Source organism: Arthrobacter sp. PTI12 (genome assembly GCF_056679915.1).
The window spans coordinates 2,619,826-2,645,846 of the sequence record NZ_CM155256.1 but is presented as its reverse complement, the minus strand read 5'-3'; the positions used below and the strand labels follow the sequence as shown (position 1 = coordinate 2,645,846).

The following is a 26,021-nucleotide window of genomic DNA, read 5'->3' as shown; positions in this document are numbered from 1 at the left end:
CGCTGTCAGGCAGGTCCCTGTGGCTTCCTGCCCGTAATGCAGTCTTCGCATTTCGCGATCTGGAGCTCCATCAACCCGTTCGAATTCACCAGGATCCCCCGTCCAGCCGGCGCCATGCCGTCAACGTCCACGCGCAGTCCGAAGGCATCACCGTCACTGGGGGACCGGGGGCCGAGAACAATTCCCAGCGGATTGCTCCGAAGGCCAGCCAGGGCGGGGCTGGTCGAAATTGCAGGGGACGGCGAGGAAGCAAAAACCGCCCGGGATCCGCTCAGCAGGAGCCCGGCCAGATATTGATGAACCTCGCGCGGCAGCAGGTCGGCGTCGTCGACGAGTAAGAGATTGTCCTCGCCGGCCCCGGTGATGGTGACCCGCTTCCAGAAGGCCGCGTCGTCTTCCCCCGTGCCGGGCCGCAGGCAGTTGATTGACGAAGGGGCCAGATGCTCGATGACGTCCAGCGTTTGCGATTTACCCGTTCCGCTGGACCCCACGACGAGCGCGGCGGTCCGTGGTGGAATTTCCAGCTGTACAGTAGCCAGGTTGTCGCCGCCTTTACCTACCGGCAGCCGGATGGACCGCGGGCCTCTCGACCCTGGTTCAAGTTCAGCACTGGTCACGGAGCGCGGAAGCGCCGCAACCGGGAAGGGTTGCTGTGCGGGTTGCACGTCACATACGGGTCCGGAATCCATGAGAAGCTGCGCCACGGCGTCAGCCTCGGCACTGATACGGCCCTGGACGAACGCGCGGCCCGGGATCGGATCAAGGGCAGGAAGCTTCGGCCAACTCAGTAGCGTCTCGGAACTGGCGCCGAGCGGAAGGTAGAGGCGGTTGGTCAGCATGGAGAAGAACCGGCTGGCAATGAGTTCCCGCTCTCCCGAAATGACGAGTGTGATTCCAGCGGCCTCGCCATCCCGCACGATGTCCTGCAGTGCATCTTCGGCCTTAGCAAACCGGCTGGATCGAAAAGCGGTGGCCCATCGGCCCCAGCCCGTAATGAAGACGGTGATGTGCGGAGCGGTCTCAGCAAGTCCTGGAGCCCCGTTGAGACGGTCGGCGAGGAGTTCGGCGATCCGCTCCAGAACGCGCGTGGCCCGTTTGACTTCAGTGGACGTTACCCAAGCACCGATCTGTGGAGCGTCGCTGACCGCGCGCAGGCTTGAGTCGCCGTCGAGCAGGTACAGGTGCCCGTCTGGCTGTGTGCGGAGATGCTCGGCCGACACATGTGAAAGGACTCTGGCCAGCCCGCTGCCGGACGAGCCCACAAGTGCAAGATGCGAGTGGTGTGCGGGATGCCACACGAGCGGACGTTGTTCCTGCTGCTCCGGAATGTCCAGCAGACCGAGTTGGAGCATGTTGGGCGGGACCGCAATGGAATGCGTGATCGTAGCGGGGAGCGGTGCACGCACGGGTGCACGCAGCGGCGGTAGCGGTAGGTTCCGCGCTGCGTTGATAGCGGAGGAGACCAGAGCAGGAAGGCTATCCGCCGTGCCGTGCAGTCTTTCGTTTGCCTGATTTCTCTCCCTATTGAAGGAATTGTCTGCGTCGGAACTACTGGCCAGGAAAGAAGCCAAGGTCATGATGCACGGTGCCAGGGAGTCAGTGCCGGGCGCCGTCGTCGTCGCAGTCTGGAATTCAATGGGCTGTCCGGAGGCGATGCGCAGGAATCCGCGACCGGGCAGGTTTACCGGGATGGAGGAGGCGACTGCTGACTCAAGCACGTCCTGGGACTCCATCGCCGATTGCACTCTCAGGGCAACACTTGCAGTGATATTCGCGCGGATGTCGGACGTGATCGCGCCCTGTGGACGTTGAGTTGCAAGGACGAGATGCATTCCCAGCGATCGTCCAAGGGTTGCAATCCGCATCAGTTCATGGACGGAACCGGGAACTTCGTCACTAAGCATCCGGAATTCGTCGATCACGATGATCAGGCGGGGAAGCGGCGTAGGGGTGCGATCGCGGTATTCAACGTAATCGGCGGCGCCGGCGTCTGCGAAGAGCGCCTCCCGCCGTTTGACCTCGGCTTTGAGTGAGACGAGCGCGCGCGAGACGGCCGCCGCAGACAGGTCGGTGAGCATGCCGGTGACGTGCGGCAGGGCTGCAAGCGCGCCGAGACCGGAGCCTCCCTTGAAGTCGATGAAAAGAAAGTTCAGGTCTGCGGGGGAGTGGTTCAGCGCGAGGCCGAGGATCAGTGTTCGCAGAAACTGTGATTTGCCGGAACCTGTCGTGCCCGCGATGAGCATGTGCGGACCCTCGGTCACCAGATCGAAGGTCAGAGGCCCCGCCGCCGATGATCCGATAGCCGTGATCAGCTGGCCGTTCTCCGCGGGACCACGCCACCGTTCTGCAGTGGTCTCGCTGCCGCACGGTATCAGATCCGTGAGTGCGACAGCCTCCGGGACTGTTGCCTCGGTACTTCCCGCCGCTTGTGGGGAGGCGCGAGTTCCGATTGCCCGGGCCAGCACCTCGAACGTATCCGGTTGCACGAAGTCGGGTTGGAAGCGGACCGTGCCCTCCGGGGTCGTGAGTAGTGGATCGGGAGGGAAGTAGTCGATAACCCTGGGACCCACCTCCTCGCAGCTGGACGTGGAGAAACGGTAGAAACGGACTCCTTTCACCTCCGTAACCAGACCGGCGTCGAAGAGCAGGACGGTGGAGTACCTGCCGGAGGCTGCGAGGTGCGCGTACCGTGTGGGATCTGCTACGAGGGTGACACGTGGCAGGAACCGGGCGGCGGACGGTATTCCTGCCTTCGCGTCGAAACACAGAATCTCTCCAGTTTCGGGCAGGGCGGAGAGCTGCAGGATCAGGAGGCCGGCGACATTGGGGAGGATGTGTTGCGGACCACGGATGTCCAGATTGAGTGGTTCCTCGCCATCCGGTCCAACCAATGGGATCAATACGGGTGCGTCGGTAATCACGGGCGGATGCCAATCCGCCGGCTCGGGTTTGGGTTGAACATTGGCAGGCTGGTCGGCGTTGCCCAGTCGCAGATAGCGTCGGCCGGTGCTTAGCGGTAACGAATATCCGGGCGTGGTCATCTGCGGACGGAAGGCCGCGAGTGTGAGTCCGCCTGCGTCCGGTGCTGCCCGTCGTCGTCGTGCACTGTCTTTGGACGCAGCGGCGGCGACTGCATTAGCGAACGCGCGGCGTTTCTTTCGGCCGGTGATGAGCGGAACCATCCCGGTGGCGGCGGAGAGCGCGCTGAACGCCAGAAAAAACCACATACCGGTGGTAACGGCGAGCACGATACCCAGCACGAGGGGTAGGAAGGCAGTGATAATCAGGAGCCGGCTGCTCTCCGGCGGCGGGGGAGCGCTGACTTCGCAGGGCTCGGTGAGCTCCTCGGCGAGTGGCGGATCATCGGTGGTATGCGCCAGGACGACGGCGCAGCGACTGGATCCGATGCGGATGTCGGAGTCGGTGGTGATGGGGATTCGTTCGGTTCGGGCTCCGTCTACCCAGACGCCGTTGGACGACTGCCGGTTGCGGAGGGTCAGCGTGTCATTGGTAACCGTGAGGACGGCGTGCAGACGGGAAAGGTCAGGGTCATGAATGGTGATGTCTGCGCCGCTTCGGCCTATCGTGTAGACGCCGCGCGAGAGGGGTATGGCCTTGCCGGCGTCGGGTCCGGACCGCACGAGAAAGATCAAACTGCGTGGAGTGGACGGGCCCGTGCTCGGGTGTGCGCCGGTGGCGGCGACGATCACCGCTCCGGATGTGAAGGGTGGCCTGCCCGGCTGTAACTCAGCGAGCGGCCTTCCATCAATGAGGAGACACTCGGTGCCGGCCCGCCTGGAGAGCTGTTCGTGCAGCTGGCCTGCGCTCGCGAGGTGTGCCTCTGTGATGACCAATTCTTCTGTGGGTTCTCCTCCTGTCAGCTGCACGCCGGGACCTGCGGCGAGCGTGACGTGCAGATCCATGATCCGAGCCTAGGGGCTCGGATGACCTGGTTTGGTGCGTCGGTTCGGATCTGTGGATAAGGCTGACTTGTGTTGTACCGTGCACGAACGATTACGTGAGCTCGCTTGGCGCCCCAGACCGCCGAATTGCACGGTCGGCACGACGGTCGGGTAATCTTGACCCCGCAGGCTGGGACAAGCCTTCAGTACCCAACCGGATCCGGGAGAATTTGTGAATGTTGATCTCGTCGTCGTGGGGTCAGGCTTTTTCGGCTTGACCATTGCTGAGCAGGCTGCCACTGAACTCGGATTGAAAGTGGCCGTTATAGACCGCCGTCACCACATTGGCGGAAATGCTTACAGCGAGAAGGAATCTCAAACCGGTATAGAAGTCCATCGGTATGGTGCACACCTTTTTCACACATCCAATGAGCGCGTGTGGGCGTATGTGAACCGATTTACGCAATTCACGAACTATCTGCACAAGGTTTACACAAATCACAAGGGCGTCGTATATCCAATGCCGATTAACCTCGGCACAATCAACCAGTTTTTCAACGCCGCCTACAGTCCTGCGGAAGCAAAAGCTCTGATTGAGAGCCAAGCTGGGGAATTGGCAGGCACGGACCCCAAGAACCTCAATGACAAAGGCATACAACTGATAGGGCGCCCGCTGTATGAGGCCTTCATCAAGTACTACACCGGGAAACAGTGGCAAACCGATCCGCGGGATCTGCCCGCAGAGATCATCTCCCGTCTACCGGTTCGCTATACATACGACAACCGGTACTTCAATGACACTCACGAAGGTCTGCCGGTCGATGGCTATACGGCCTGGATCGAACGAATGGCTGATCATCCGAACATCACGGTCGAACTAGATACCGACTTCTTCGATGAAGGGCACCAGTACTCGAGATCCACCACTTTGGGACAGGTCCCTGTTGTCTATACCGGGCCGGTTGACCGGTACTTCGACTATGCGGAGGGCTCCCTTTCCTGGCGCACGATAGATTTGGAAGAGGAGGTCCTCCCGATTGAGGACTTTCAGGGTTGTGCCGTCATGAATTACCCGGATGATGGAGTGCCCTACACCCGCATTCACGAATTCCGCCATTTCCATCCTGAGCGCGACTACACCAAAGATGCAACGGTCATTATGCGGGAATTCTCGCGATTCGCAACGGAAAAAGATGAACCGTACTATCCGATCAACACTGAAGAAGACCGGAAGAAATTGGTGGCCTATCGCGATCTGTCCAAGGGAGAACAGTCGGTAATTTTCGGTGGTCGTCTAGGGACCTACAAGTACCTCGATATGCACATGGCCATTGGATCTGCCCTCTCTATGTTCGACAACAAGATCAAGCCTCACTTCGGTGGCGGGACGGCGCTGCAGAGTGGAGGAGTGGACGCGTGAGTTCATCTGAGGAAGGCAAATGGCGACCGATCCAACGCGTCGTGCTGCCTAGGGAGGGTCAGGCAGACACAATGCCGCTGTACGTGGATGCCGGCCCTGTCTCGGGTTTCCGCCTGATCGAGAACGATGAGTGGGCACGCAAGACCAAAAAAAGGGATGAGAAGCTCAGTCTCTTCGGGTCGGTTCAGGCTGATGCACACATCGAGGATGTACGGTCACGTCGCTCGATCTTCGTCAGGGAAGGCGCCCAGCTTTCATTCGGCACCTACTTCAACGGCTTTCCTGCCAGCTACTGGCGGCGCTGGACCACGCTGAGCTCGATCCGATTGTCGGTGAAGACTACAGGGCAGGGATCGGTGCTCGTGTACAAGTCTTCCGCGCGCGGGACACTGCAGCGGGTGGACAGCCAAAGGGTGAACGAGAACTCCAGTATCGTATTCGACCTTCCGCTGGCGCCGTTCGGAGATGGTGGCTGGTACTGGTTCGACCTTCTGGCAACCACCGGCGGTCTGACACTCGAATCCGCAGACTGGCTGACGGACGTGGACCCAGGCAGGCCCGGCGATGTGACGCTTCAAATCACCACGATGGACAAGCCCGGTTACTGCCTGGACAATATCGCCATCCTTGGCGCTGACGAGGACCTTCTGGAGGGGATCCGGGAGGTACTTATCGTTGATCAGGGCAGCCGGAAGGTCGCTGAAGAGCAGGGCTTTGAGCCGGTCGCCCGAAATATGCGCGGGAAGCTTAGGATAATCGACCAGACCAATCTTGGTGGATCCGGAGGCTTCGCCCGCGGAATGTTCGAGGCACTCGAAAACCAAAGCGACTATGTACTCCTGATGGACGACGACGTCGTGATCGAGCCGGAGGGAGTCCGACGGCTCATCACCTTTGCCGGTTATTGCAGGCGCCCCACGCTCGTTGGTGGTCATATGTTCGACCTCCATAATCGAACGGTTCTTGAGACGTATGGTGAGGTAGTCGATCCGTACCGCATGCATTGGGAGCCCCCGCATGCAGATATGGAGACCAGGCATGACTTCAGCCTCACCAATCTGCGCCTCACACGTTGGGCCCATCGACGAGTGGACGTCGACTACAACGCGTGGTGGATGTGCCTGGTCCCCACGGCGGTGATTCGTGACGTGGGCCTGGGCCTGCCTCTCTTCATCAAGTGGGACGACGTCGAATTCGGGATACGCGCCAAGGAAGCCGGCTATAGCACCGTTTCCCTTCCGGGGGCCGCCGTCTGGCATGTGTCATGGGGCGAAAAGGACGACATGGTGGGTTGGCAGTCCTACTTCCATGAGCGAAACCGGATCATTGCCGCGCTGCTTCACAGTCCGTCGAAGCATGGCGGACAGCTGCTCATCGAGTCGCTGAAGCTCGACGTGATGCGCCTTATCTCGATGCAGTATTACACCGAGCACTTGCGCCTCATGGCGGCGGACGACGTCTTCAAGGGTCCGCGCGCGCTGGTCGGACACCTCGCCGACAAGATCGTCGAGGTCAATGCCCTGAAACCGAAATTCTCCGACGCTGATTTCAGGGCCGATGTTGATTCCTTCCCCGCACCCCGTTTGGGAAGCGCACTCCAGGGAGCCCAGACGGCATCCCCGCCCGCACGCAAGAAACTTGTGCCTTGGGCCGTAAAGACCGTTGCCCGCATGCTGCTTAAAAAACCGGACCCAACCGCTCAGGAACGTCCCGAGGCGATTCTTGCCCACCGGGATAACCGGTGGTGGATGCTCGCGCGCTACGACAGCGTGATCGTTTCCAACGCAGAGGGCAACGGCGCGTCCTGGTACCGACGAGACCGCGGACGCCTGGTGTCCATGCTGGTCCGTGCGTTTGCCACCAAGGTTCGTTTGCAAAGTAACTGGGCAACACTGGCCGAGCAATACAAGAGCGAACTGGGCTTCCTCGCCTCGGAGGCATCGTGGCGCTCGATCTTCAGGGAGCATACCGTTCGAGACACCAAATATGACTGATTCTGTACTGACCGCACCGGGGATCAGCAGGGGACTGCGAGACGTCCTGGACCATCGCTTCCTGCTGAAGCTCCTTGTCAGAAAAGAAGTCAAGGTCCGTTATCGGGGCTCCCTCTTGGGCCTGATGTGGTCCTATGTCAAGCCCGGCGTGCAGTTCGTGGTTTTCTATCTTGCGCTCGGAATCTTCCTTGGTATGGAGCAAAGGCAGGAAAACTACGCAATCTACCTGTTCTCGGGGATCATACTGGTGAATTTTTTCACCGAGGCAGTGCGGAATTCCGCCAGATCGATCACAGAGAACTTCGCGCTGGTCAAGAAGATCTACATTCCGCGGGAACTGTTCCCTCTGGCGTCCGTATGGGTTTCAGCTGTTCACTTCTTTCCACAATTCGTCATCCTCCTGGCGGCCTGCCTGCTCGGCGGGTGGAGCTTTAGCCTTCCCGCCCTCATCTCGGCCTTGTCAGGTTTTCTCATCGTAGGAATCTTTGCCATTGGGCTCGGCTTGTTCTTCGGTGCGGTGAATGTATTTTTCCGCGACGCCGAGAACATTGTTGACCTGATCGTTCTGATTGCACCGTGGGTTGCTCCGGTTCTTTATTCAACCGCGCAGGCGCAGGCAGCATTGGGCGGCGCGTTCGTGCTCTACATGGGGGATCCGCTTGCGGTAGGGGTCGAGCTGTTCCACCTCGCTTTTTGGTTCCCGACCCTCGGCGGGGACGCTCCGTTGGCGCCGGATCTGTTGTCGGTATGGCTCTGGTGCGGTCTTGGCGTGGCGATTCTGACTGCACTGCTCGGTCAGTTTACTTTCCGGCGGATGTCCGGACGATTCGCCCAGGAGCTCTAGGTGGTGGCTACTGCAATATCTCTTGAAAGTGTGAACAAGCGGTTCGTGCTGCGGCACACCCGCTCCCTCAAGGAAGCCGCGGTATGGCTTCTACGCGGTCGTCGCCACGAGCTGAGCAAGAGCTTTCTCGCGCTGCAGGGAATAGATCTTCATGTCCGACAGGGGGAGACTGTTGCTCTTCTCGGATACAACGGATCCGGTAAATCGACGATGTTGAAGCTCATTTCCGGGGTTTTACAGCCGGACCATGGCAAGGTACTGACTGCCGGTCGCGTTGCCGGTCTCATAGAGGTGGGGGCGGGATTCCACCATGACCTGACCGGTCGGGAGAACGTCTACCTGAACGGCGCCATTCTGGGGATGACTGAGACGGAAATCGATGAAAGCTTCACATCCATCATCGACTTCGCCGAGATCGGTGAGTTCATCGACACGGAAGTGAAGTTCTATTCATCCGGCATGTATCTGCGCCTGGCCTTTGCTGTTGCGGTCCACACCGATCCTGAAGTTTTCCTGATCGACGAGATACTGGCGGTCGGAGATGAGCCGTTCCAGGCGAAGTGTTTGGAGAAAATCCGGGAACTTGTGGCTGCCGGCAAAACGCTCATTGTGGTTAGCCATGACCTCGACCTGGTTTCGACCGTTTGTCAGCGGGGGGTGCTCTTGCGTCAGGGCGAGATTCTCTTCGACGGCCCGGTGAAGGCTGCGGTGGAGAAACTGCGGGCGGAAGGACCGTGACCCACTCGGGACTGGCGCAGGATGCCTACCTGACACATGGCAGGATGGCTCTCGGATTATGGGGCTCTTCGGGATTGAGGGTGTAGTCGGCGTGATCGGGGGTGGGCGCGTCGGAGGCGGGATAAAGGTCGAGGCCTTCCGATGATGGAAGTTCCTACGCTCGCCATCTGAAAGACCTCGACGTGCTCAACGCTACCTTCGCTACGCCCGACCTCACCACGTTCTGCCGGCTTGACGAGCTCGGCCTCGAAGCCATCGGACAGCACCTTGCTCCTGACCGGGCGGTTATCGAGTGTCGTGTCGTTCAGGTTGATTCATGGTGCCGGACATGCGGGGCCGAGGGCGTACCGCGAGACACAATCACCCGCTCTCTCGCGCATGAGCCGCTTGGGCACCGGCCTAAGACGCTGCTCCTCAGGGTCCGCCGCTACCACTGTGAGAACTGCGGGCACACCTGGCGGCAGAACACAGAACTCGCAGCTGAGCGGAGGGCGAAGATCTCCCGCCGTGGGCTACGGTGGGCGCTGGAAGGAATCGTCATCGATCACCTCACCGTGTCCCGGGTTGCAGCCGGTCTTGGGGTGTCTTGGCATACCGGGAACACCGGTGTCATGACCGAAGGCAAGCGCCGACTGATCAATGACCCGGGCAGATTCGAGGGGGTGAGCGCGATCGGGGTGGATGAGCATGTGTGGCGGCCATACCCGTCACGGTGACAAGTACGTGACCGTGATCATCGATCTCACCCCGATGCGAGAGAAGACGGGCCCGGCCGGCTGCTGGACATGGTTGAAGGCCGCTCTAGGCAAGTGTTCAAGCATTGGCTCGCCAACCGACCACAAACATGGCGAGCGGGCATCCAGGTCGTTGCCATGGACGGGTTCACCGGTTTCAAAACCGCTGCCTCTGAGGAGCTCCCGGAAGCGGTCCCGGTCATGGATTCGTTCCACGTGGTCCGACTCGCCGGCGACGGGTTGGACCGGTGCCGGCAACGTGTTCAGCAGACCACACCCGGACACCGGGGTCGAGCAGGGGATCCGCTCTACCGGGCCCGACGGACCCTGCATACCGGCGCGGACCTCCTCACCGATAAGCAGAACACGCGCCTTGATACTGTCTTCGCGTCTGAGGAGCACGTCGAGGTCGACGCGACCTACCGGGAACCCGATAAGAAAAAGGGGAAGCAGATGATGCAGGCCGTCATCAACTCCGTCAGTAACTGTGTTCCTACTGCACTCGTTGAGGTCCGGCGGATCGGTCGGACCCTGAAACAGCGTGCAGCTGACGTCCTGGCGTTCTTCGACCGCCCCGGCACCAGCAACGGCCCCACCGAAGCGATCAATGGGCGCCTCGGGCACCTACGAGGCTCAGCCCTCGGCTTTCGGAACCCCACAAACTACATAGCCCGAAGCCTGCTCGAATCGGGTGGCTTCAGACCCCGACTGCACCGTTAATTACGGTGAGCCGGTTATGGTCGCTGGCTTGCGGGCCCGCGAGCGGAACACCGCCGTTCTCGAACGAAAGGTTTAATCGCCCCAGCCGAGCGCCTGGGTCACCCGCCGGCCGAACTCACCAGCGAGTGTCTCCATATAGGTGCGCGTTACGTGGTGCTCATCCATGAAGACAAGAACGTTGCCAACGATCATCGGGCATGAATCGGGGACACAGATTCGGTCGGTCATGTCGATGAGTTCCAGACCTGGTATGTCCGCCAGCGCCTGGTGCGCGGGCGTCTCCGGCATCAGGGCATCGCGTTCCGGGTTGCAGTCCGGGTGCTCCGCTCCTTTTTTGCTGATGCAGGTGGGAGGGTGGAAGCTCAGGCGGGGGTTGTCGCGTATGCCGACTACTGGAATGCCCTCGCTCGTTATTTTCCGGACAGCGGTCTCGTACCCTTCAACGATTGTTTCAGCAGGCTTGCCCGCGGCTGCTTTCGTCGACACGGTAAAGACTGCGTCTGGTTGGTGCTCGAGGATGTATTGGAGTGCATTTTCATTGCGTTCGTTGCACCAGGCGTCGGCATTCGCTCTGGTATCGCCGAAACTGCAGCCTCCTCGCACCAGGCTGATAACACGCCAGCCCTGCTTTTCGGCAACGGGATGGATAGCGCCATTCCATTGCTGCATGTGCGAGTCACCTACGACAACGACCGTCTTCACCGGGTCCGACGTCGGTTCGAACAGGTAACAGTGGTCGACGAGTTCGGGGTTGGCTGGCTTCCATTCACTGTCACACCGCGCTCCGGCTGGACCCCATTGGTTGTCCAGCTGATCGAGAAGGGGGATTACCTGAGCATCTTCGTCTCCCTTATAGACGAAGTCCGGCTCCAGCGCCCTTGCCCCCGGATTGTTGGCTTCCGCCTGCGCTGCCGCTGCTGAGGCCCGCGCATCGATATAAAGCTGCCACGCCAGCGTGGGGACCGCCCCGAGAGCCATCGACAATGCGACCACGACAACGGCTCGCTGAGGCCGTTTGTTGCTCCAGTGCCATTCGCGGACGGGCTTCTCGACGTAGCGCGAGGTCAGGGCCGCGAGCAGGACCGAGGCGAGGATGATAAGCGTTCCGGACACAAAGTCCGCCGACACCGAACCGTTCCATGCCAGGTAGATCACCAGAATGGGCCAGTGCCAGAGGTACAGCGAATACGACATATCGCCGATCTTCACGATCGGGTTCGAACCAAGGATCCGATCCACGCCAAAGCGGCTTCCGCTGGTACCCGCGACCAGAACGAAGGCTGCCGCAAGCGTCGGCCATAGCGCCAGGTACCCCGGAAACTGCTGCTCGACCGGTATGACGAAACCGCAGACCACGATCGCCAGCACACCTGTCCAGCCGAGTATTACCCGCGGGATCTTTCCGAACTTCAGGTATGGAACGGCGAGCGCAACAAGGGATCCCAGCGCGAATTCCCACAGTCTGGTACGGGTATCGAAATAGGCGAAGGCCTGATTGACTGCGGTCTGCCAAATTGAGAAGGCGAGCGAGCTGACGAAGATTGCGGAGAAGACGAGCACAAGCAGTCGACGCAGGCGAAGACGCATCGCACCCGCCACGCAGACGCAGGCCAGGAAAATCAGCGGCCACAGGATGAATATCTGGCCCTGGACTGAGAGCGACCAGAAATGCTGCAGGGGACTTGCACCGCTGTGGTCCTGTGCGTAGTAGTCGACGGAAGCAGATGCCAGGGCCCAGTTCTCGACATAGAACAGCGAGGCGTAGACCTGGGTGATGACTTCCTGCCAGCGGTCCTGGGGAAGGAATATGAAACCGCCGGCTGCAGTCGCGATCAGCACCACTGCAGCGGCCGGCACCAGACGTTTGAAGACGCGCGCCCAGTAACCGAACAAGGCAAGGGGGCTACCCGACTCAACCTTGCGCGTAAACGATAGGGTAAGGAGGAAAGCGGAGACGAAAAGGAAGACGTCGACTCCGCCCGACACGCGTCCGAACCAGATGTGATAGAGGACAACCAGCCAGAGAGCTAATGCCCTGAGACCCTGAAGCTCGGGCCTGTATCCGGATTCTTCGGGTTTTGGGGTATTCCGTCGCGGGCGCAGACCGTCGACGTGCGGCTTTACTGCGCCTGCGTAGCCAGTTTCTGGCACAGTACCCTCTTTCCCACCTTTAGACACAAACTCTTCAAGTTTACCCGGAGCGCGGGAGTGGTCCGGTCCGGATTGTTGCGCCATCAGCGAAGCGACCCCATGTCGCAGCCTGGTCCCGGGCGTTGGCCTGGCGACGCGGCGACTTTCAGTCCTGCAGGGAGGGCCAGCCTGTGAGTCTCGCCAGTTCCGCTTTCATGAGAGGAGCAGTGGAACGACCGTACAGCCCTGAGATGTGGTTGTTATCCATGTAGACGAAAATTCTCCCGATCACGGCAGGGCATCGTCCATCAGGGCAGTATGCCGAAGTCAGGTCCGCGGAGAAGTAGCGGGGGTCGTCGGGGAGGATGTCGCCGGGATTCTCGTCGGCAAATTTCTCCCCCACCGCCGGGGCGCATTCAGGGCTGCCGGCGCCGTTCCGGTATACACAGTCGACCGGGCTGGACTCATATCGGGGGTTGTCCCGCACGCCCACCACAGTGATGCCGGCGCTGGTGAGTTCCCGGACGGATTGCTCGAGGTCAATCACGACTCCCTCGTCATCTGAGTCGAACTTGGTCTGCGTCGAGGGCATGAATACGACATCCGGGGTCTCACTATGGAGGTAGTGGCGCACGAGATCATTCCATGTATTGCATGAGTTGTCCCGGGATTCGTTGCGTACACCGTAATTGCAGCCTCCGCGACTGATGGATACGACCTTCCAGCCCACTTCCTTTCCAATTTCCATCACCGGGGCAGCTAACTGGCGTGCGTGGGAGTTCCCAATCACAGCGACCGTTTTTGTTGCGTTCGCAGGCCCCTGTTCCGTGCACAGTTCATCTGTGCCGGGCCGTGGCGTGGGCATGTCCGGTCCCTGGCAGGGTCTTTCTAAGGTGACCCAGTCCTGTGCGACTACGGCAAGCGGCGGGAGGATTTCAGCCGAGGGATTCTTCAGCGGACCATACTGCGGAGTGAGTGAAAGGGCTCCCGGATTCTCGGGGGAGATACCACGCGCTTCAGCACGGGCGATGGAGGCTTCGAGGGTGTACTTCCAGATGAGTGTCGGTACTGCGGCTGCAGCGACCAGCGCCGCGATGAGGAGGACCCCGGTGGTAGCTTCATTCGTCGTCCGAAACCTGATTTTCCGCAAGGGCGTCTCTACAAACCGCGTTAGCAGTAGTGACAGCAGGATGGAGCTGGCGATGATCGCTGTACCCGTGGCAAGACTCGCCGTCTCGCGGTTCTGCACTATCAGAGTGATCACCAGGATGGGCCAGTGCACCAGGTAGAGCGCGTAGGAACTCGACCCCATACGGGCAAGCAACGGGGAGGCGAGAATACGGTCTGCCCCCAGACGAGAATTGGTTTGGCCTGCAACAAGCACAAAACTGGCAGCGAGGGTGGGCCAGAGCGCAATGTAGCCGGGAAACGACTTCTCAACCTGGAGGATCATGCCCAGAGATACGATCCCGAGTAGCCCCAGCCAGCCCAGGAGAACACGAGGTCCGCGCGGGATGGAAAGCCAAGGCAGGACTAGGGCCAGCAGCGAACCCAACGCAAACTCCCAGAGCCGTGCCCGGGTGTCGAAGTAGGCGAAGAGCTGATTCGTGGAGGTCTGGTGAATTGAGAAACTGAGGGAGAGCACAAAAATGATGGTGAACATGCAGAGCAGAGCCGCCCGCAGGTTCCAGCTGAACCTGCGGGCAATCAACGCGGTCCCCACAAGGATGAGCGGCCAGGCGATGAACACCTGGCCCTGAATGGACATCGACCAGAAGTGCTGCAGGGGGCTGGCCGTGCTGTGGTCAGCCGCATAATAGTCGACCGACGTCACCGCCAACAGCCAGTTTTGGTAGTAGAAGAGGGAGGCCAGAATGTGGTTTTGCAACTCCTGCCAACGAGACGCCGGAACCAGGGCGTATACAGCCAGCCCTGTTCCGAGGAATGTCACGACGGCGAGCGGAAGCAGTCTGCGAAAAAGGGAACTCCAGTAGGCACGCAGCGAGGGCGCCTCTCCGCTGTCAAGGCGCCTGGTGAAGGAGAGCGTGAGCAGGAAAGCGGATATGAACAGGAAAACGTCGACGCCGCCCGATACCCGGTCCAGCCAAACGTGGTACACCACTACCAGTAGGACGGCCAGTGCCCTGAGGCCCTGAATCTCGGGCCGGAATTGCCGCTCCTCTCCAGTTCCCGGACGCGTCGGCGATGCATCCGCGGCGAGTGCATACGCGCGGGTAGGCATGTTTGGTGTCAGTCCCTCCGTAAGTGATTACAAAGTCTATCGGCCGAGCAGAGTGAAGCGCGGTGCCTTCGCGCCGTGGAGGGCCGGGGAGATTTAGAGCTGAGACCTCAGCCCCATCCTGGCAAGTTCAGTTGGCGGGCGAGCTTTTCGATTTCCCAGTCGAACCTTTCCGCTCCGGTCGCTGCATCGATGCTTCCAGACCCCACGTCGACGGCGATCTGATCAAGCGCTGACCCGGGCAACCTATAGACAAGTGGGGAAAGGAAAGCCAGAGCAGGGCGGTTGAGCGAGCTGTCCTGAAAATAGGGAAGCATGTCCTTCACAGCCGGTTCGGCGCTTTCCGGAACGCCGCAGGTTTCCACGAGGTATGGCCCTGGGACATTGGCAGCGGCCGCTGCCGTGAGAGAGTCGCACCCCTGCGGGCTTGCGATGAAAGCCTGGAGCTTTCTTGCGGATTCAGCATGTTCGGTGCTGCTCGAAACATGAACGCTTTCAGGCAGCCAGATAGTAAGCGCTGATTCATTGGCGTTTGTTCCCGGGAAAGGAAAAAGACCGATGTCGTCGAGCTGGTCAGGGAAGCTGAGAGCGAGTTCGTCGATCACGGATGTCAGCGAGGGGTAATGGGCGCCAGTGCCGCCAGCAAGCATCGCTAGCGCCTGTCCCAGATCCGCTGTCGCCGCATCCTCATTGAACATACCTGCTGCATATGCTTCGCTCAGATGTTCGAAACCCTTGATGGCGGCGGAGTGCGCGGCATAGGCCGATTCGTTGGCGGTGTATTCCTGTGCGAAATCCGGATCAGTCAGATCCACGTTGGCGAAGTCACCGAGTATAAATAACTGTGCCGTCAACGCCGTGTCATACGTCTGGATAATTGCAGTCCGGCCGTCCGCCTCAATTTTCTCGTTGTTCTCCATGAATTGGTCCCACGTGGTTGGCACGGTCAGATCCAGCTCTTCGTACACTTTTTTGTTGTAGAGGATTGCAGCTGCCATGCCGCTCCCGTACGGCACGCCGTATACTTCGCCGTTCGTGCTTGCGCCCCTTACGAATGACTCCGATACGTCATCCATAAACGGTTCGTCCGTGACGGGGAGGATGGTATTTTCCGGGTCCAGCTGGGAAAGCAGCGGACTGGTGGGGTATGTGAAGACGTCAGTCATCTCGTTGGACTTCAACTGCTCCCGTACCACGCTTGCACCCTCGCCGCCGCGGGGGCGGATCTCAAGTTCGACGTTGATGTCTGGGTTGAGCACTTCGAAATCTTGCACGACCCGTTCCGCCGAAGCGAGCGATGCTGGCGTATCCTCGACGAGCCAGGTGACACTCTCCTCCGTGTTGACGCCTTCACTGTTGCTGCAGGCGCCGAGCGCTAGAAAGAGGATAGCGAGCCCGATAGCGACTGCAGTCTTACGCAGTGAACCGTATGTGGTCATTGGTGCCTTTCGGTAGCCCACCGGCTCTTCTGGTTGGGCATTTGTGTGCTGTACGTTGTGCGAGTCGGATGCGGCCTTGGTGATCATTGGCAAATGGAAAGTTTGTAGAGGGCAGCGTCGCCTTCCTTATCAATCAACTCGACGCCAGGAGCTGCGTCGGGTTGGGTTAGGCCCATCAATGGATGCGAGCCGCGGTGTACCTCGCGCGAACCGAAATCCAGCGCCCAGTAGACTCCAAGACGTTCCACCGCGGGACATATGGCAGGATTGTACGCCGCATCTTCCCAGTGTCGGAGCACCAACTTCTCGTCGGGAGAGCGTTGCCCGAAGATATGCGGCGTCACAGTCGAGCGGTCGGACAAGGCGTATACAAGCGAAGCCCCAGTCCAGGGATTGCCCAGTACAACTCCGTCTTCGGGTACATGTGATGGAACCCGTTCGAGCAGTTCGAGCTCATCAGACGAGACGAGCAGGGAAGTTGTGTCGGAATTGTATCTGGCAGCGAGCTTTTCTTGGGCCAGGCCCATTGAGCCGCCTTGAATAAGAAAGGCCGCAACCAGCACAAGGACGGCGGCGATTCCCGCCCGCAGAGGCGCATCGAACCTTGCGCTGCGCTCGATGGTGCGCTCTCGTACCGCACCCAGCGCCGAAGTCGCCTGCCTGATCAGTCGTTCCGCTCCGATCACTGCTATCGGCAGCGTCACGGTCGGAAGCAGAGCGGCGAGACGGTTGCTGTCGTTGTACCAGATCCCCGTCCAAAACATTCGGAACCACCCGGGCGCCCAACTGCTGACGATCATGAACAGAAACAAGCCGACTAGGAAGGTACCAAGCACCCATATTCGGGAAGGCTCTCGGACAAGTACGTAGATACCGACGATCGTGAATGCCGCTATCACCCACGCGGGGGTGATTCCCATGGGACTGCTGGTTAGGACCTCACCGATTGCCTGCCCTGCGCTCTGCCGGGGAGGCCATGTTGAACTGGATGCGGCTGGCCGGAAAACCCACCACGCAACCAGGCCGGCAACCGCGTAGGCACCGGTGAGAAACAGCCAAAGTCTGAACTGTCTCCGCGCAAGAGTGGACCGTGGCTGCGCACGCGCCGTCCGGTAGTTCACGTACAGCCGGGCAAGGAGGACCGGAGAGGTGAAGGCGATGAGGGCCAGCACGGTACTGGGATGCGACAGGGCAAGGCCGGGAAGGGCCGCCACCATCAACCCGATGCCGAGCCTCGGATTGGCGTACGTGCCCGAGTGCGCCAATCCGAGTATCTGTATGGATGCACCAAGGGCAGCGGGCAGGATGGCGATGGAGAGCAGATTCGGGTAGAGAACTCCGTAGTCCACCATCAGATATGGAAAGGCGGAGGACCCGGAGGCCACCGCGCCGGTGATAAGGACCGGCAGCATCCGGTTTCCCATGATGCGCGTCACTAGGAATATGAGACCCAGCGGCCAGAACAGGGAGGCGATAGTTATATTGGTGAGATTAATCGCTTCCGGAACGGTGGTTCCCATCGACTGCATGACCACGCTCACTACATCGTGCCACGCCGCCGGGTAAAAGGCTCTCGACGCTTCGGTGAGGTTGCCAAGTGTCAGGGATGAGCCGTCGCCGGTCTCGATGATGTGCCGCACCGCGTTCAGGTGGTAGATGTTGTCGAATGTTTGCGAGATGGCGCCAGGAGACCCAAAAGCGCGGGCGAAACGAATCGCGATGATCGAGGCCGGAATGACGACCGCAAGAAGGTAGATGGCAGCAAGCGGCACCCGTACCTTGTCAGGGAGAGCGAACAGTCGGGTTGGCACGCTCACAAATCTGGGGCCGCCGTTCGCGGGCGTCGCTCGGAGGGCCAGCACAAACCGGACAAGAAGCACAGCAAGAGCAAGCACGAAACAGCCGACGAGCAGGACCCATACGCTCCAGTCCATGCCGACCGGCCCGCAGAGAACAGCTGCCACTCCGGCGACCGATACGGTTGTGGGGCCGGCGAAAGCCCAAAGCGAAAGACCCCGCACTCCTGCAGTCCGCAGGAGGAAGGCGCCGGGAATAAGCAGAAGGACTGCCGTTCCAGCTAATAGGGGCAGCGCCTGCCACCAAGTCATGAAAGCTCCTAATGCCGTTGAGGTGTCTGTCCGGTCGGTTGACGCTTCTTGCGGCTCCAGGGCGGCGCGAGGGCGATACCGGCGCCCGACCGACCACAATACAACATGCACCTAATAGCCCCCCTCGAAGGAGCACGCGCGGTGAAGCGGGACGTATTACCTGTGGGATACTGAATCGGTGAATCGAACGTGGGTCGTCATTCCGATGTTTAACGAAGCGACAGTTGTAGGGTCTGTCATCAAGGGGTTGCTCACCGAATTTCCAAACGTAGTGTGCGTTGACGACGGGAGTGTCGATGGCAGTCAGGACATCGCGCGCGCGGCAGGCGCTGTTGTGGTGCAGCACCCGATCAATCTTGGACAGGGAGCTGCTCTCCAGACGGGCATCGAATACGCCCTAGAGGACCCTAAGATGTTTGCAGTCGTCACTTTTGACGCGGACGGACAGCACAGGGTCCAGGACGCACGTACCATGGTGGATAGGTTGCTGAGCGACGAGGCTGACGTCGTTCTCGGCTCGCGCTTCCTCGACAACAGGACCAAACTGGCGCCGATGAAGCGGCTGGTTCTCAAGACTGCTGCGCTTCAGTCCCGCATGGCCACGGGCCTTGACCTCACCGATGCCCACAACGGTCTCCGCGCCTTCAACCGGTACGTCGCCGAGAACGTTCACCTGACCCAGAACCGGATGGCGCACGCGACCGAGCTTGTTCACCAGTTGGCGGAACTGAAGCCCCGCTGGGTCGAGCACCCCGTGGAGATTGTCTATACTGACTATTCGAAGGCAAAGGGCCAATCACTATTGAATTCAGTCAATATTTTGGCTGAGCTCTTCTTGAGGTAATCATGCTATTCATTGTTCAGGCCGTCCTCGTCATTGCCGTCATTTTACTGTCGCTCGTGTTGATGCGCGGTGGATCGAATGCCCGACACATGGCTGTTCGTCGTATAATCCTTCTTCTCTTTTCGCTTACTGCGGCGTTTTCGATCCTATTTCCGGAGATTCTCTCAACCATCGCGTCCTGGTTCGGCATCGGTCGCGGGACGGACCTGGTTCTCTACGGCTTCATTGTGTGCTTCCTTCTGTTTATCGCCTCGACCTATCAAAGGTTCAGGCACACCGAAACCGCGCTGACGCGCCTCTCGCGTCGAATTGCGCTAGATGAAGCCGAGCGGCCCTGGCATGAAGCATCTGAAAAAAACTGAACCCGACGACCTACTTATAGCTGAAACGAGAGAACCGGAAAATATGACAATTGACATAATGTTGCCCTACTACGGTGACGTCTCCATGATGAAAGCAGCTGTGGACAGCGTGCTGAAGCAGGAAGATAGTGACTTCAAACTCACGATTGTCGACGACGGTTATCCGGATGACTCCCTGCCCGCCTACTTCGAGGGGCTGGTGGCTTCAGACAGTCGGGTCGCCTACCACCGAAATGCGGAAAATCTCGGTGCTAATGGTAACTACCGCAAGTGCCTCGACCGTTTGGAGCATGAGTTCGCTGTAATCATGGGCGCTGACGATGTGATGCTGCCCAACTATGTGGCCACCGTGCGGGCAGCCTTCGCGTCTAGCGATGATGTGGATCTGGTTCAGCCCGGCGTTCAGATCATCGATGAAAACGGGGCGTTCTACTCACCGCTGGGCGATCGGATCAAATCGCTTATCCGTCGGCAGGCTGTTGGTGACAGCGAACGGTCCGTGCTTGCCGGCGAAAAGGTTGTCGGCAGCCTCCTGAATGGAAACTGGCTGTACTTCCCCTCGGTCGCGTGGAGGTCGAAGGTTCTCAAGGAACACTCTTTCCGGACCGAGTACGACGTCGTTCAGGATCTTGCTCTGGCCCTAGACGTTCTGATGTCAGGCGGCAGATTGCTTGTCACCGACACCCTTTGCTTCCAGTACCGTCGACACCGCCAGAGTGACTCGTCCCTGCGTGCGCTCGATGGTCGCCGCTTCGACGAGGAGCGGCGCTTCTTCCAGGCCTACAGCGATGAGCTGGGAAGCATGGGGTGGGGGCGTGCAGCAAAGTCCTCCCGCACGCACTTCACATCGCGACTAAACGCGCTCACCTTGTTGCCAACCGCGGCGTCCAAGCAAATCTGGGGCGGCGTTCGCAAGCTGTCCAAGCACATCCTGGCACCATAACGGCGTCGGCATTCCGGTTGCCCGATGTCGACTCGGGCAGATCATCCCCTGCAGCACAGAACCCGTCGGGTGAAGCCCGGCTGATAGTCTTATCCCTGAATTTTGTCAGGGATTCCGAATTTGTTTGGTCCCCGCGGCACGAAAGAAAATACGAGGTAGAAGAGAATGTCCGTACTAGACGGCGCGTCGGTTCTGATCACTGGCGGCACAGGGTCACTGGGTAAGGCTCTCATCCGCGAAATCCTGGATAATTACGACGTCCGGCGGCTCGTCGTGTTCAGCCGGGACGAACTCAAGCAGCTTGAGGCTCGCCGTCTTTTCAACGATGATGCCCGCCTTCGGTGGTTCATCGGAGACGTGCGCGACCGGCATCGTCTCGAGCGGGCGTTCCATGACGTTGACTACGTGATCCATGCTGCGGCGCTGAAGCAGGTGGATACGGCTGAGTACAACCCGTTCGAGTACGTCGAAACCAATGTTCGAGGCTCACAGAACGTGATCGACGCCGCTATCGATGCCGGTGTCAAAAAAGTTGTCGCGCTCTCGACCGACAAGGCCTCCAGCCCGGTCAACCTTTATGGCGCCACCAAGCTGTGCGCCGACAGGCTCTTCATCTCAGGTAATCACTACGCTGCCGCCTACGACACCCGGTTCTGCGTTGTCCGCTACGGAAACGTGATGGGCTCGCGAGGATCGATTGTCCCCATCTGGAAGGCTTTGGCCGACTCCGGTCAGTCGCTGCCGCTCACGGACAAGCGCATGACACGCTTCTGGATCACCCTCGAGCAGGCGGTCGCCTTTGTGCTCGATTCCTTCGAGATCATGCAGGGTGGGGAGCTTTACGTTCCAAAGATTCCGTCCGTCCGAATCACTGATCTGGCCGAGGCCATCGCGCCGGGCGCAGCGACCCATGAGATTGGCATCCGGCCCGGCGAGAAGCTCCACGAAGAAATGATCGCAGCGGACGACTCGCGCCGAACCATTTCCGAAGGCGACCGCTATATTGTCATGCCGCATCTGGCCGGATGGGGTTACGAGGCGCCTTCCGACGGCGAGCCGGTCAAGGACGGCTGGAGCTACCAGTCGGACGGCAATGAAGTCTTTCTTTCGGTTGACGAGCTTCGCCTCATGATCGCAGCGGAGGGATTCTAGCCAGTGTTGCCTTACGGGAAGCAGTCTATCGACGCCGAGGACATTGAAGCGGTCGTGGCTGCTCTCAAGAGTGACTGGCTCACCACGGGACCAAAGGTTGACGAGTTCGAGGCCGCGATCTCGCAGGTTGCAGGCGGCTCGCATGCAGTGGCAGTCACCTCCGGCACGGCGGCATTGCACTGCGCATACGTTGCTGCCGGGATCCGGCCGGGCGACGAGGTTGTCACAACACCGCTGACGTTTGTGGCTACCGCTGCTACTGCGGCGGTAGCCGGAGCGAAGATCGTTTTCGCGGATGTCGAATCGTCCACCGGAAACCTATCCCTGGATGCGGCTGCGGCAGCCGTATCCAGTCACACACGCGCTATCACCGCCGTCGACTACGCAGGGCTTCCCGTGCACGCGTCGGCGTTCAGGAGTCTTGCCCATGCGAACGAGGCGTTCTTCATTGAAGACGCTGCGCATTCGGTGGGTTCAGCTCTCGACGGTGTTCCCGTAGGACAGCTTGCCGACATAACCACTTTCTCGTTCTTCCCCACGAAGAACATGACCACCGCTGAGGGCGGGGCGGTTGTTTCCCCGGACGCGGATCTGGCGGCGAAAGCCCGCAACTTCAAAGGACAGGGGCTGGTACGCAGTAAGGACGCGCTTCGGTACCCGGACGAAGGACCCTGGCACCAGGAGGTCCACGAGTTCGGAATCAACTATCGTCTGCCCGACGTCCTGTGCGCATTGGGAGTCAGCCAGATCAGCAAGCTTGCGAAATTCAAGGCCCGCCGCCAGCAGATCCATGATCAGTACAACGCAGCCTTCGACGGCAATGAGCAACTAACTGTGCCGGGCGTCATTGACGGGGCCTCTCCGGCATGGCACCTGTACCCACTGCGGGTGCCGGCCGACCGGCGACGCTCCATCTTCGAGCAGCTGCGTGAGCGCGGCATCGGAGTGCAGGTCAACTACATCCCTGCATACTGGCACCCAGTCTTTGAGGATCTGGGCTACAAGCGCGGAATGTGCCCCAATGCCGAACTTTACTACAGCCAGGAAGTCTCGCTTCCACTGTTTCCGGCGATGTCCGACAGCCAGGTCGGCGAAGTGATTGAGTCCGTCCTGGACGTGGTTGGAGAATGACCGCGGCACAGCCAAAAGTCGTGGCTGTTATCCAGGCGCGCGTCGGGTCCACCCGACTGCCCGGAAAGGTTCTCCGCAGCCTTGGCCCCCGGCCGGTCCTTGCATGGGTGGTTCGTGCCGCCCAGGCGGCAGGGGGGATTGACGGCGTCGTAATCGCCACCTCCACGGAGGCATCTGATGATGTGATCGCCGACTTTGCGCGGCAGCATGGAATCCAGGTGGTCCGCGGCAGCGAAGGCGACGTGTTGGCACGGTTCCTGCAGGCGGCCTCCGAGACCGGTGCCGACGCAGTCGTAAGGCTGACAGCTGATTGTCCGCTGTTGGACCCCGACATCATCTCTCAGGTGGTCGGGATTTGGAGGCGGACTCCGGGCTTCGACTATGTCTCGACCACCCTCGTTCGATCCCTGCCGCGGGGTCTCGATGTGGAGCTTGTGACGGCAAATGCACTCAGCCGGGTGGGCAGCCGCAGCGAGGCGCATCATCGTGCGCATGTGACAAGCGGTGTCTATGAAGAAGGCGCCGGTTTTTCCTGCGCCGGGCTGATCTTGCAGCCGGGCTACTCGCACTACCGGGTGACGCTGGACACTCCCGAAGACGCCGCCGCACTGGATGCACTCGCCTCGCTTCTTCCCGATGGTCCGCCCGCATGGTCCGACACTGTGCGCGTACTCAATGATCATCCGGAAATTGTGGCGCTGAACGCGGAGATTGAGCAAAAAGCACTGATCGAGGGCTGAGATGCGCGTTCTTTTCCGGTGCGACTCCACCCGGCATGAGGGTCTCGGGCATCTTGCGCGGTCAGTGGCGGTCGCTGAAGCCGCCGACGCAGCAGGCTGGGACCTGCTCTTCTGCGGCGAGATTGAGAATGCCGTCGGGCAGGAGCTTCTGGAGTCCCGGGGATTCAGGCTGATAGCCGCGCCCGATGGCAGCAGCGGACTGGCGGACGTGGCTGCCGAGCTGCGCGCCAACGTCGTCCATGTCGATTCCTATGCCGGGCAGGGCGCGCTCCTGGAGGACCTGTCGATGAGGGGTGTCCTCCTCAGCTCCGTCGAGGACGGGCACTATGGGCGACGCCCTGCGGATCTGGTGATCGACCCTTCGCCAACCAGTGAACGCCTACACCGCCCGGCCGACGGTAGCGGACGTCTGCTTCGTGGGGCGAAGGCCATTCCCTTACGCGGCTCGCTGCTGAACTCGCGTTCCAACGACGACGGCGAGCAGCATCCCGGATCAGCGGTGATGGTGGTGATGGGCGGGACGGATGCGCTCGGACTGACCGACGAGGTGGCCCAGCTGTGGGTCGATTCAGGTTCGGACGGTGTGTGCCATGTCGTGGCTGCGCAGAAGCCGACGGCGGCGGACCGGTGCGCTGGAAACCAGCGCATCATATGGCATCAGCCGGGTCCTTCTGTACCTGCGCTGTTCAGTGCAATGGACCTGGTCATCAGCGGCGCCGGCACCACAACCTGGGAGCTCGCCGCTCTGGGCGTGCCAATTGCACTCATCCAGCTCGTGGACAATCAGCGGGATAATTACGCATTCGCGACCGACAGCGGCTTTGCAATCGGCCTTGGCGAGGTCAAGGACGGTCGCCTACAGGCGGATGGGGCAACTGCACTGCTTGCCGAAGTGCTGGGAAATCCTTCACGGCGCGCGGCGTTGTCCGCCGCCGGTAGGTCCATGGTCGACGGACGCGGTAGCGAGCGGATCCTCGACAGCTGGTCATGGATGATTCAGGCCGCTGACCGGCCGCGAGTTAGAGAAGCGACCCTGGATGACGCCTCAGTACTTTACGACTGGCGCAACGACCCGCGCGTGCGCAGCGTCTCCCGGACGGGCGGCGAGCTTCAGTGGAACCCTCATTTTCGCTGGGTCCAGCAGACGGTGATGAGGGAGGACCGGACGCTCCTCATGGTCGAGCAGGGAAATCGGCCGGTTGGGACCGTCCGTTTCGACAGGATCGGAGATGAGCCGGACAGGTTCTGGGAGGTGTCCATTACCGTCAGTCCTACCATGCGAGGCAAGGGGATGGCCGGGGCAATCCTTGCAGAGGGTGAACGCTATTTCCGTCGGAGCGTACCGCACTCCGTGCTGATCGCGGAGATGCTCGAAACAAATCAGGCGTCCTACCGCTTGTTCCGTTCCGCCGGATACGTTGGCGGACTAAAGCCTGTTTCCGGTGGAAAGGATGAGCAGCGCTGGTACCAACTGCGGAAGTCGGTCCAGACAGCTGACAATGTGGGCTAGATCAGGTCCCAGGTGAGAGGGGTCCCTGCGACCGAGTCGGTTGTGAAGGTTCGTCCCGATACCGTGTCAAGGAATGCCGGTGACAGGCCGCCTGCCGGCCGGATGGACCGCACATTGTCGGCGTCAACGACGTCGCCCTTCTTGACGTCTTTCACAACATACAGCGACCGTCGAAGCCGCTGACTTTCAGCCTCGCCGGAGGTGATGCTGAAAGTCGGGGATCCGAGCGATTCCCACGCAGCTGCCGTTTCGTCCACCAGCGCTTTTAGTTCGTGTGGTTCGAGGGAGAAATCCGAGTCCACCCCGCCATCGGCGCGGCTGAGGGTAACGTGTTTTTCGATGACGGTGGCACCGAGTGCGACGGCAGCGACTGCTGCACCGATGCCCATAGTGTGGTCAGAAAGCCCGACCTGCACTCCGAAGGTGTCCCTGATGACGGGAATGGTCCGAAGGTTCGACTCCTTGGGCGAGGCGGGGTAGGAGGAAGTGCATGCCAGCACGGTTATCTGGTCATTGCCTTCGGCCCGAATGGTCTGTACCGCAAGATCGATGTCGGAGACCGAAGCAGCGCCGTTCGACAAGATGATCGGCTTGCCGGTTCGAGCGACTGTTCGCAACAGTGGCAGATCCCCGATCTCAAGCGAAGCGACCTTGTAGATAGCAACATCCAGGCTCTCAAGCAAGTCCACCGCAGTGGAATCAAAGGGGCTTGAAAACGGAATCAGACCATGTGACCGCGCCCGGCTGAAGAGCTCCTCGTGCCACTCCCACGGTGTATGCGCCTGCTCGTACAGGGAGTAGAGATTCTGTCCTCCCCAGAGCGGGTGATCCGCTGAGATCATGAACTCCGGCCGGGTGGAATCGATCGTGATCGTGTCTGCTGTATACGTCTGGAACTTGACCGCCTGAGCCCCTGTTTCGGCCACCATATCGATGATGTCCAGCGCCCGGGACAGATCCCCGTTATGATTGCCTGAAACTTCAGCGATGATGAACGGCCTGGAGTCGGGCCCTATGGTTTGGTCCACGACCCTGTACGGCATTGGCGTCATAACTCTTCCTTGCTTCTGG

At 60.3% G+C, this 26,021-nt stretch carries 17 protein-coding genes and 1 pseudogene; 12 read left to right on the top strand and 6 right to left on the bottom strand.

Going from position 1 to position 26,021, the window contains the following annotated elements; genetic code table 11:
- Window positions 1–5: 5 nt before the first annotated feature.
- Complete coding sequence (locus tag AC1MBU_RS12630; protein ID WP_479787359.1) at window positions 6–3,923, bottom strand: FtsK/SpoIIIE domain-containing protein; 3,918 nt, start codon at window positions 3,921–3,923, stop codon at window positions 6–8.
- A 211-nt stretch (window positions 3,924–4,134) separates the two neighbouring features.
- Between AC1MBU_RS12630 and glf the strand changes: the two genes are divergently transcribed.
- The 5 genes and pseudogenes from glf (at window position 4,135) to AC1MBU_RS12605 (ending at window position 10,352) form a co-directional block, all read left to right on the top strand.
- Window positions 4,135–5,322, top strand: coding sequence for a UDP-galactopyranose mutase (gene glf / locus AC1MBU_RS12625; protein ID WP_479787358.1), 1,188 nt, complete (start codon window positions 4,135–4,137; stop codon window positions 5,320–5,322).
- Window positions 5,319–7,316: a glycosyltransferase gene (locus AC1MBU_RS12620; protein ID WP_479787357.1), complete on the top strand. Its 1,998-nt coding sequence runs from the start codon at window positions 5,319–5,321 to the stop codon at window positions 7,314–7,316. Before glf ends, AC1MBU_RS12620 begins: the two co-directional genes overlap by 4 nt.
- The gene (locus tag AC1MBU_RS12615) at window positions 7,309–8,160 is read left to right on the top strand and encodes an ABC transporter permease (protein WP_479787356.1); all 852 of its coding nucleotides are present in this window, start codon (window positions 7,309–7,311) and stop codon (window positions 8,158–8,160) included. Before AC1MBU_RS12620 ends, AC1MBU_RS12615 begins: the two co-directional genes overlap by 8 nt.
- A gap of 3 nt (window positions 8,161–8,163) precedes the next feature.
- Window positions 8,164–8,898: an ABC transporter ATP-binding protein gene (locus AC1MBU_RS12610; protein WP_479787355.1), complete on the top strand. Its 735-nt coding sequence runs from the start codon at window positions 8,164–8,166 to the stop codon at window positions 8,896–8,898.
- A gap of 182 nt (window positions 8,899–9,080) precedes the next feature.
- A pseudogene (locus tag AC1MBU_RS12605) lies at window positions 9,081–10,352 on the top strand (ISL3 family transposase).
- Window positions 10,353–10,424: 72 nt separating this feature from the next.
- Here AC1MBU_RS12605 and AC1MBU_RS12600 read toward each other — a convergent pair.
- The 4 genes from AC1MBU_RS12600 to AC1MBU_RS12585 form a co-directional block, all read right to left on the bottom strand.
- Window positions 10,425–12,503 carry an acyltransferase family protein gene (locus AC1MBU_RS12600; protein ID WP_479787354.1) on the bottom strand — a complete coding sequence of 693 codons (2,079 nt, stop codon included), beginning with the start codon at window positions 12,501–12,503 and terminating at the stop codon, window positions 10,425–10,427.
- A gap of 145 nt (window positions 12,504–12,648) precedes the next feature.
- Complete coding sequence (locus AC1MBU_RS12595) at window positions 12,649–14,724, bottom strand: acyltransferase family protein (protein ID WP_479787353.1); 2,076 nt, start codon at window positions 14,722–14,724, stop codon at window positions 12,649–12,651.
- A gap of 107 nt (window positions 14,725–14,831) precedes the next feature.
- Window positions 14,832–16,160: an ABC transporter substrate-binding protein gene (locus AC1MBU_RS12590; RefSeq protein WP_479787352.1), complete on the bottom strand. Its 1,329-nt coding sequence runs from the start codon at window positions 16,158–16,160 to the stop codon at window positions 14,832–14,834.
- Window positions 16,161–16,243: 83 nt separating this feature from the next.
- Entirely contained in the window at window positions 16,244–18,268 is a 2,025-nt protein-coding gene (locus tag AC1MBU_RS12585; RefSeq protein ID WP_479787351.1) for a DUF6541 family protein, read from the bottom strand.
- A gap of 178 nt (window positions 18,269–18,446) precedes the next feature.
- Here AC1MBU_RS12585 and AC1MBU_RS12580 point away from each other — a divergent pair, with 178 nt between their 5' ends.
- The 7 genes from AC1MBU_RS12580 to AC1MBU_RS12550 all read left to right on the top strand — a co-directional run bounded on the left by AC1MBU_RS12580 (window position 18,447) and on the right by AC1MBU_RS12550 (window position 24,950).
- Window positions 18,447–19,112, top strand: a complete 666-nt coding sequence (locus tag AC1MBU_RS12580) for a glycosyltransferase family 2 protein (RefSeq protein WP_479787350.1) — start codon at window positions 18,447–18,449, stop codon at window positions 19,110–19,112.
- A gap of 2 nt (window positions 19,113–19,114) precedes the next feature.
- Window positions 19,115–19,474 (top strand): DUF2304 family protein, encoded by a 360-nt coding sequence (locus AC1MBU_RS12575; RefSeq protein WP_479787349.1) that lies wholly within the window; start codon window positions 19,115–19,117, stop codon window positions 19,472–19,474.
- Window positions 19,452–20,417, top strand: coding sequence for a glycosyltransferase family 2 protein (locus AC1MBU_RS12570; protein WP_479787347.1), 966 nt, complete (start codon window positions 19,452–19,454; stop codon window positions 20,415–20,417). The genes AC1MBU_RS12575 and AC1MBU_RS12570 overlap by 23 nt, the downstream gene beginning before the upstream one ends.
- A 165-nt stretch (window positions 20,418–20,582) precedes the next feature.
- On the top strand, window positions 20,583–21,569 hold the full coding sequence (gene pseB, locus AC1MBU_RS12565) for a UDP-N-acetylglucosamine 4,6-dehydratase (inverting) (protein ID WP_479787345.1): 987 nt from the start codon (window positions 20,583–20,585) through the stop codon (window positions 21,567–21,569).
- A gap of 54 nt (window positions 21,570–21,623) precedes the next feature.
- Window positions 21,624–22,700, top strand: a complete 1,077-nt coding sequence (locus AC1MBU_RS12560; protein WP_479787344.1) for a DegT/DnrJ/EryC1/StrS family aminotransferase — start codon at window positions 21,624–21,626, stop codon at window positions 22,698–22,700.
- Window positions 22,697–23,440: a cytidylyltransferase domain-containing protein gene (locus AC1MBU_RS12555; protein ID WP_479787343.1), complete on the top strand. Its 744-nt coding sequence runs from the start codon at window positions 22,697–22,699 to the stop codon at window positions 23,438–23,440. The genes AC1MBU_RS12560 and AC1MBU_RS12555 overlap by 4 nt, the downstream gene beginning before the upstream one ends.
- 1 nt (window position 23,441) lies before the next feature.
- Window positions 23,442–24,950: a GNAT family N-acetyltransferase gene (locus tag AC1MBU_RS12550; protein WP_479787342.1), complete on the top strand. Its 1,509-nt coding sequence runs from the start codon at window positions 23,442–23,444 to the stop codon at window positions 24,948–24,950.
- Here the strand turns inward: AC1MBU_RS12550 and pseI are convergent.
- Window positions 24,947–26,002, bottom strand: a complete 1,056-nt coding sequence (pseI, locus tag AC1MBU_RS12545) for a pseudaminic acid synthase (RefSeq protein ID WP_479787341.1) — start codon at window positions 26,000–26,002, stop codon at window positions 24,947–24,949. The two genes, AC1MBU_RS12550 and pseI, sit on opposite strands and share 4 nt — an antisense overlap.
- Window positions 26,003–26,021: the final 19 nt, after the last annotated feature.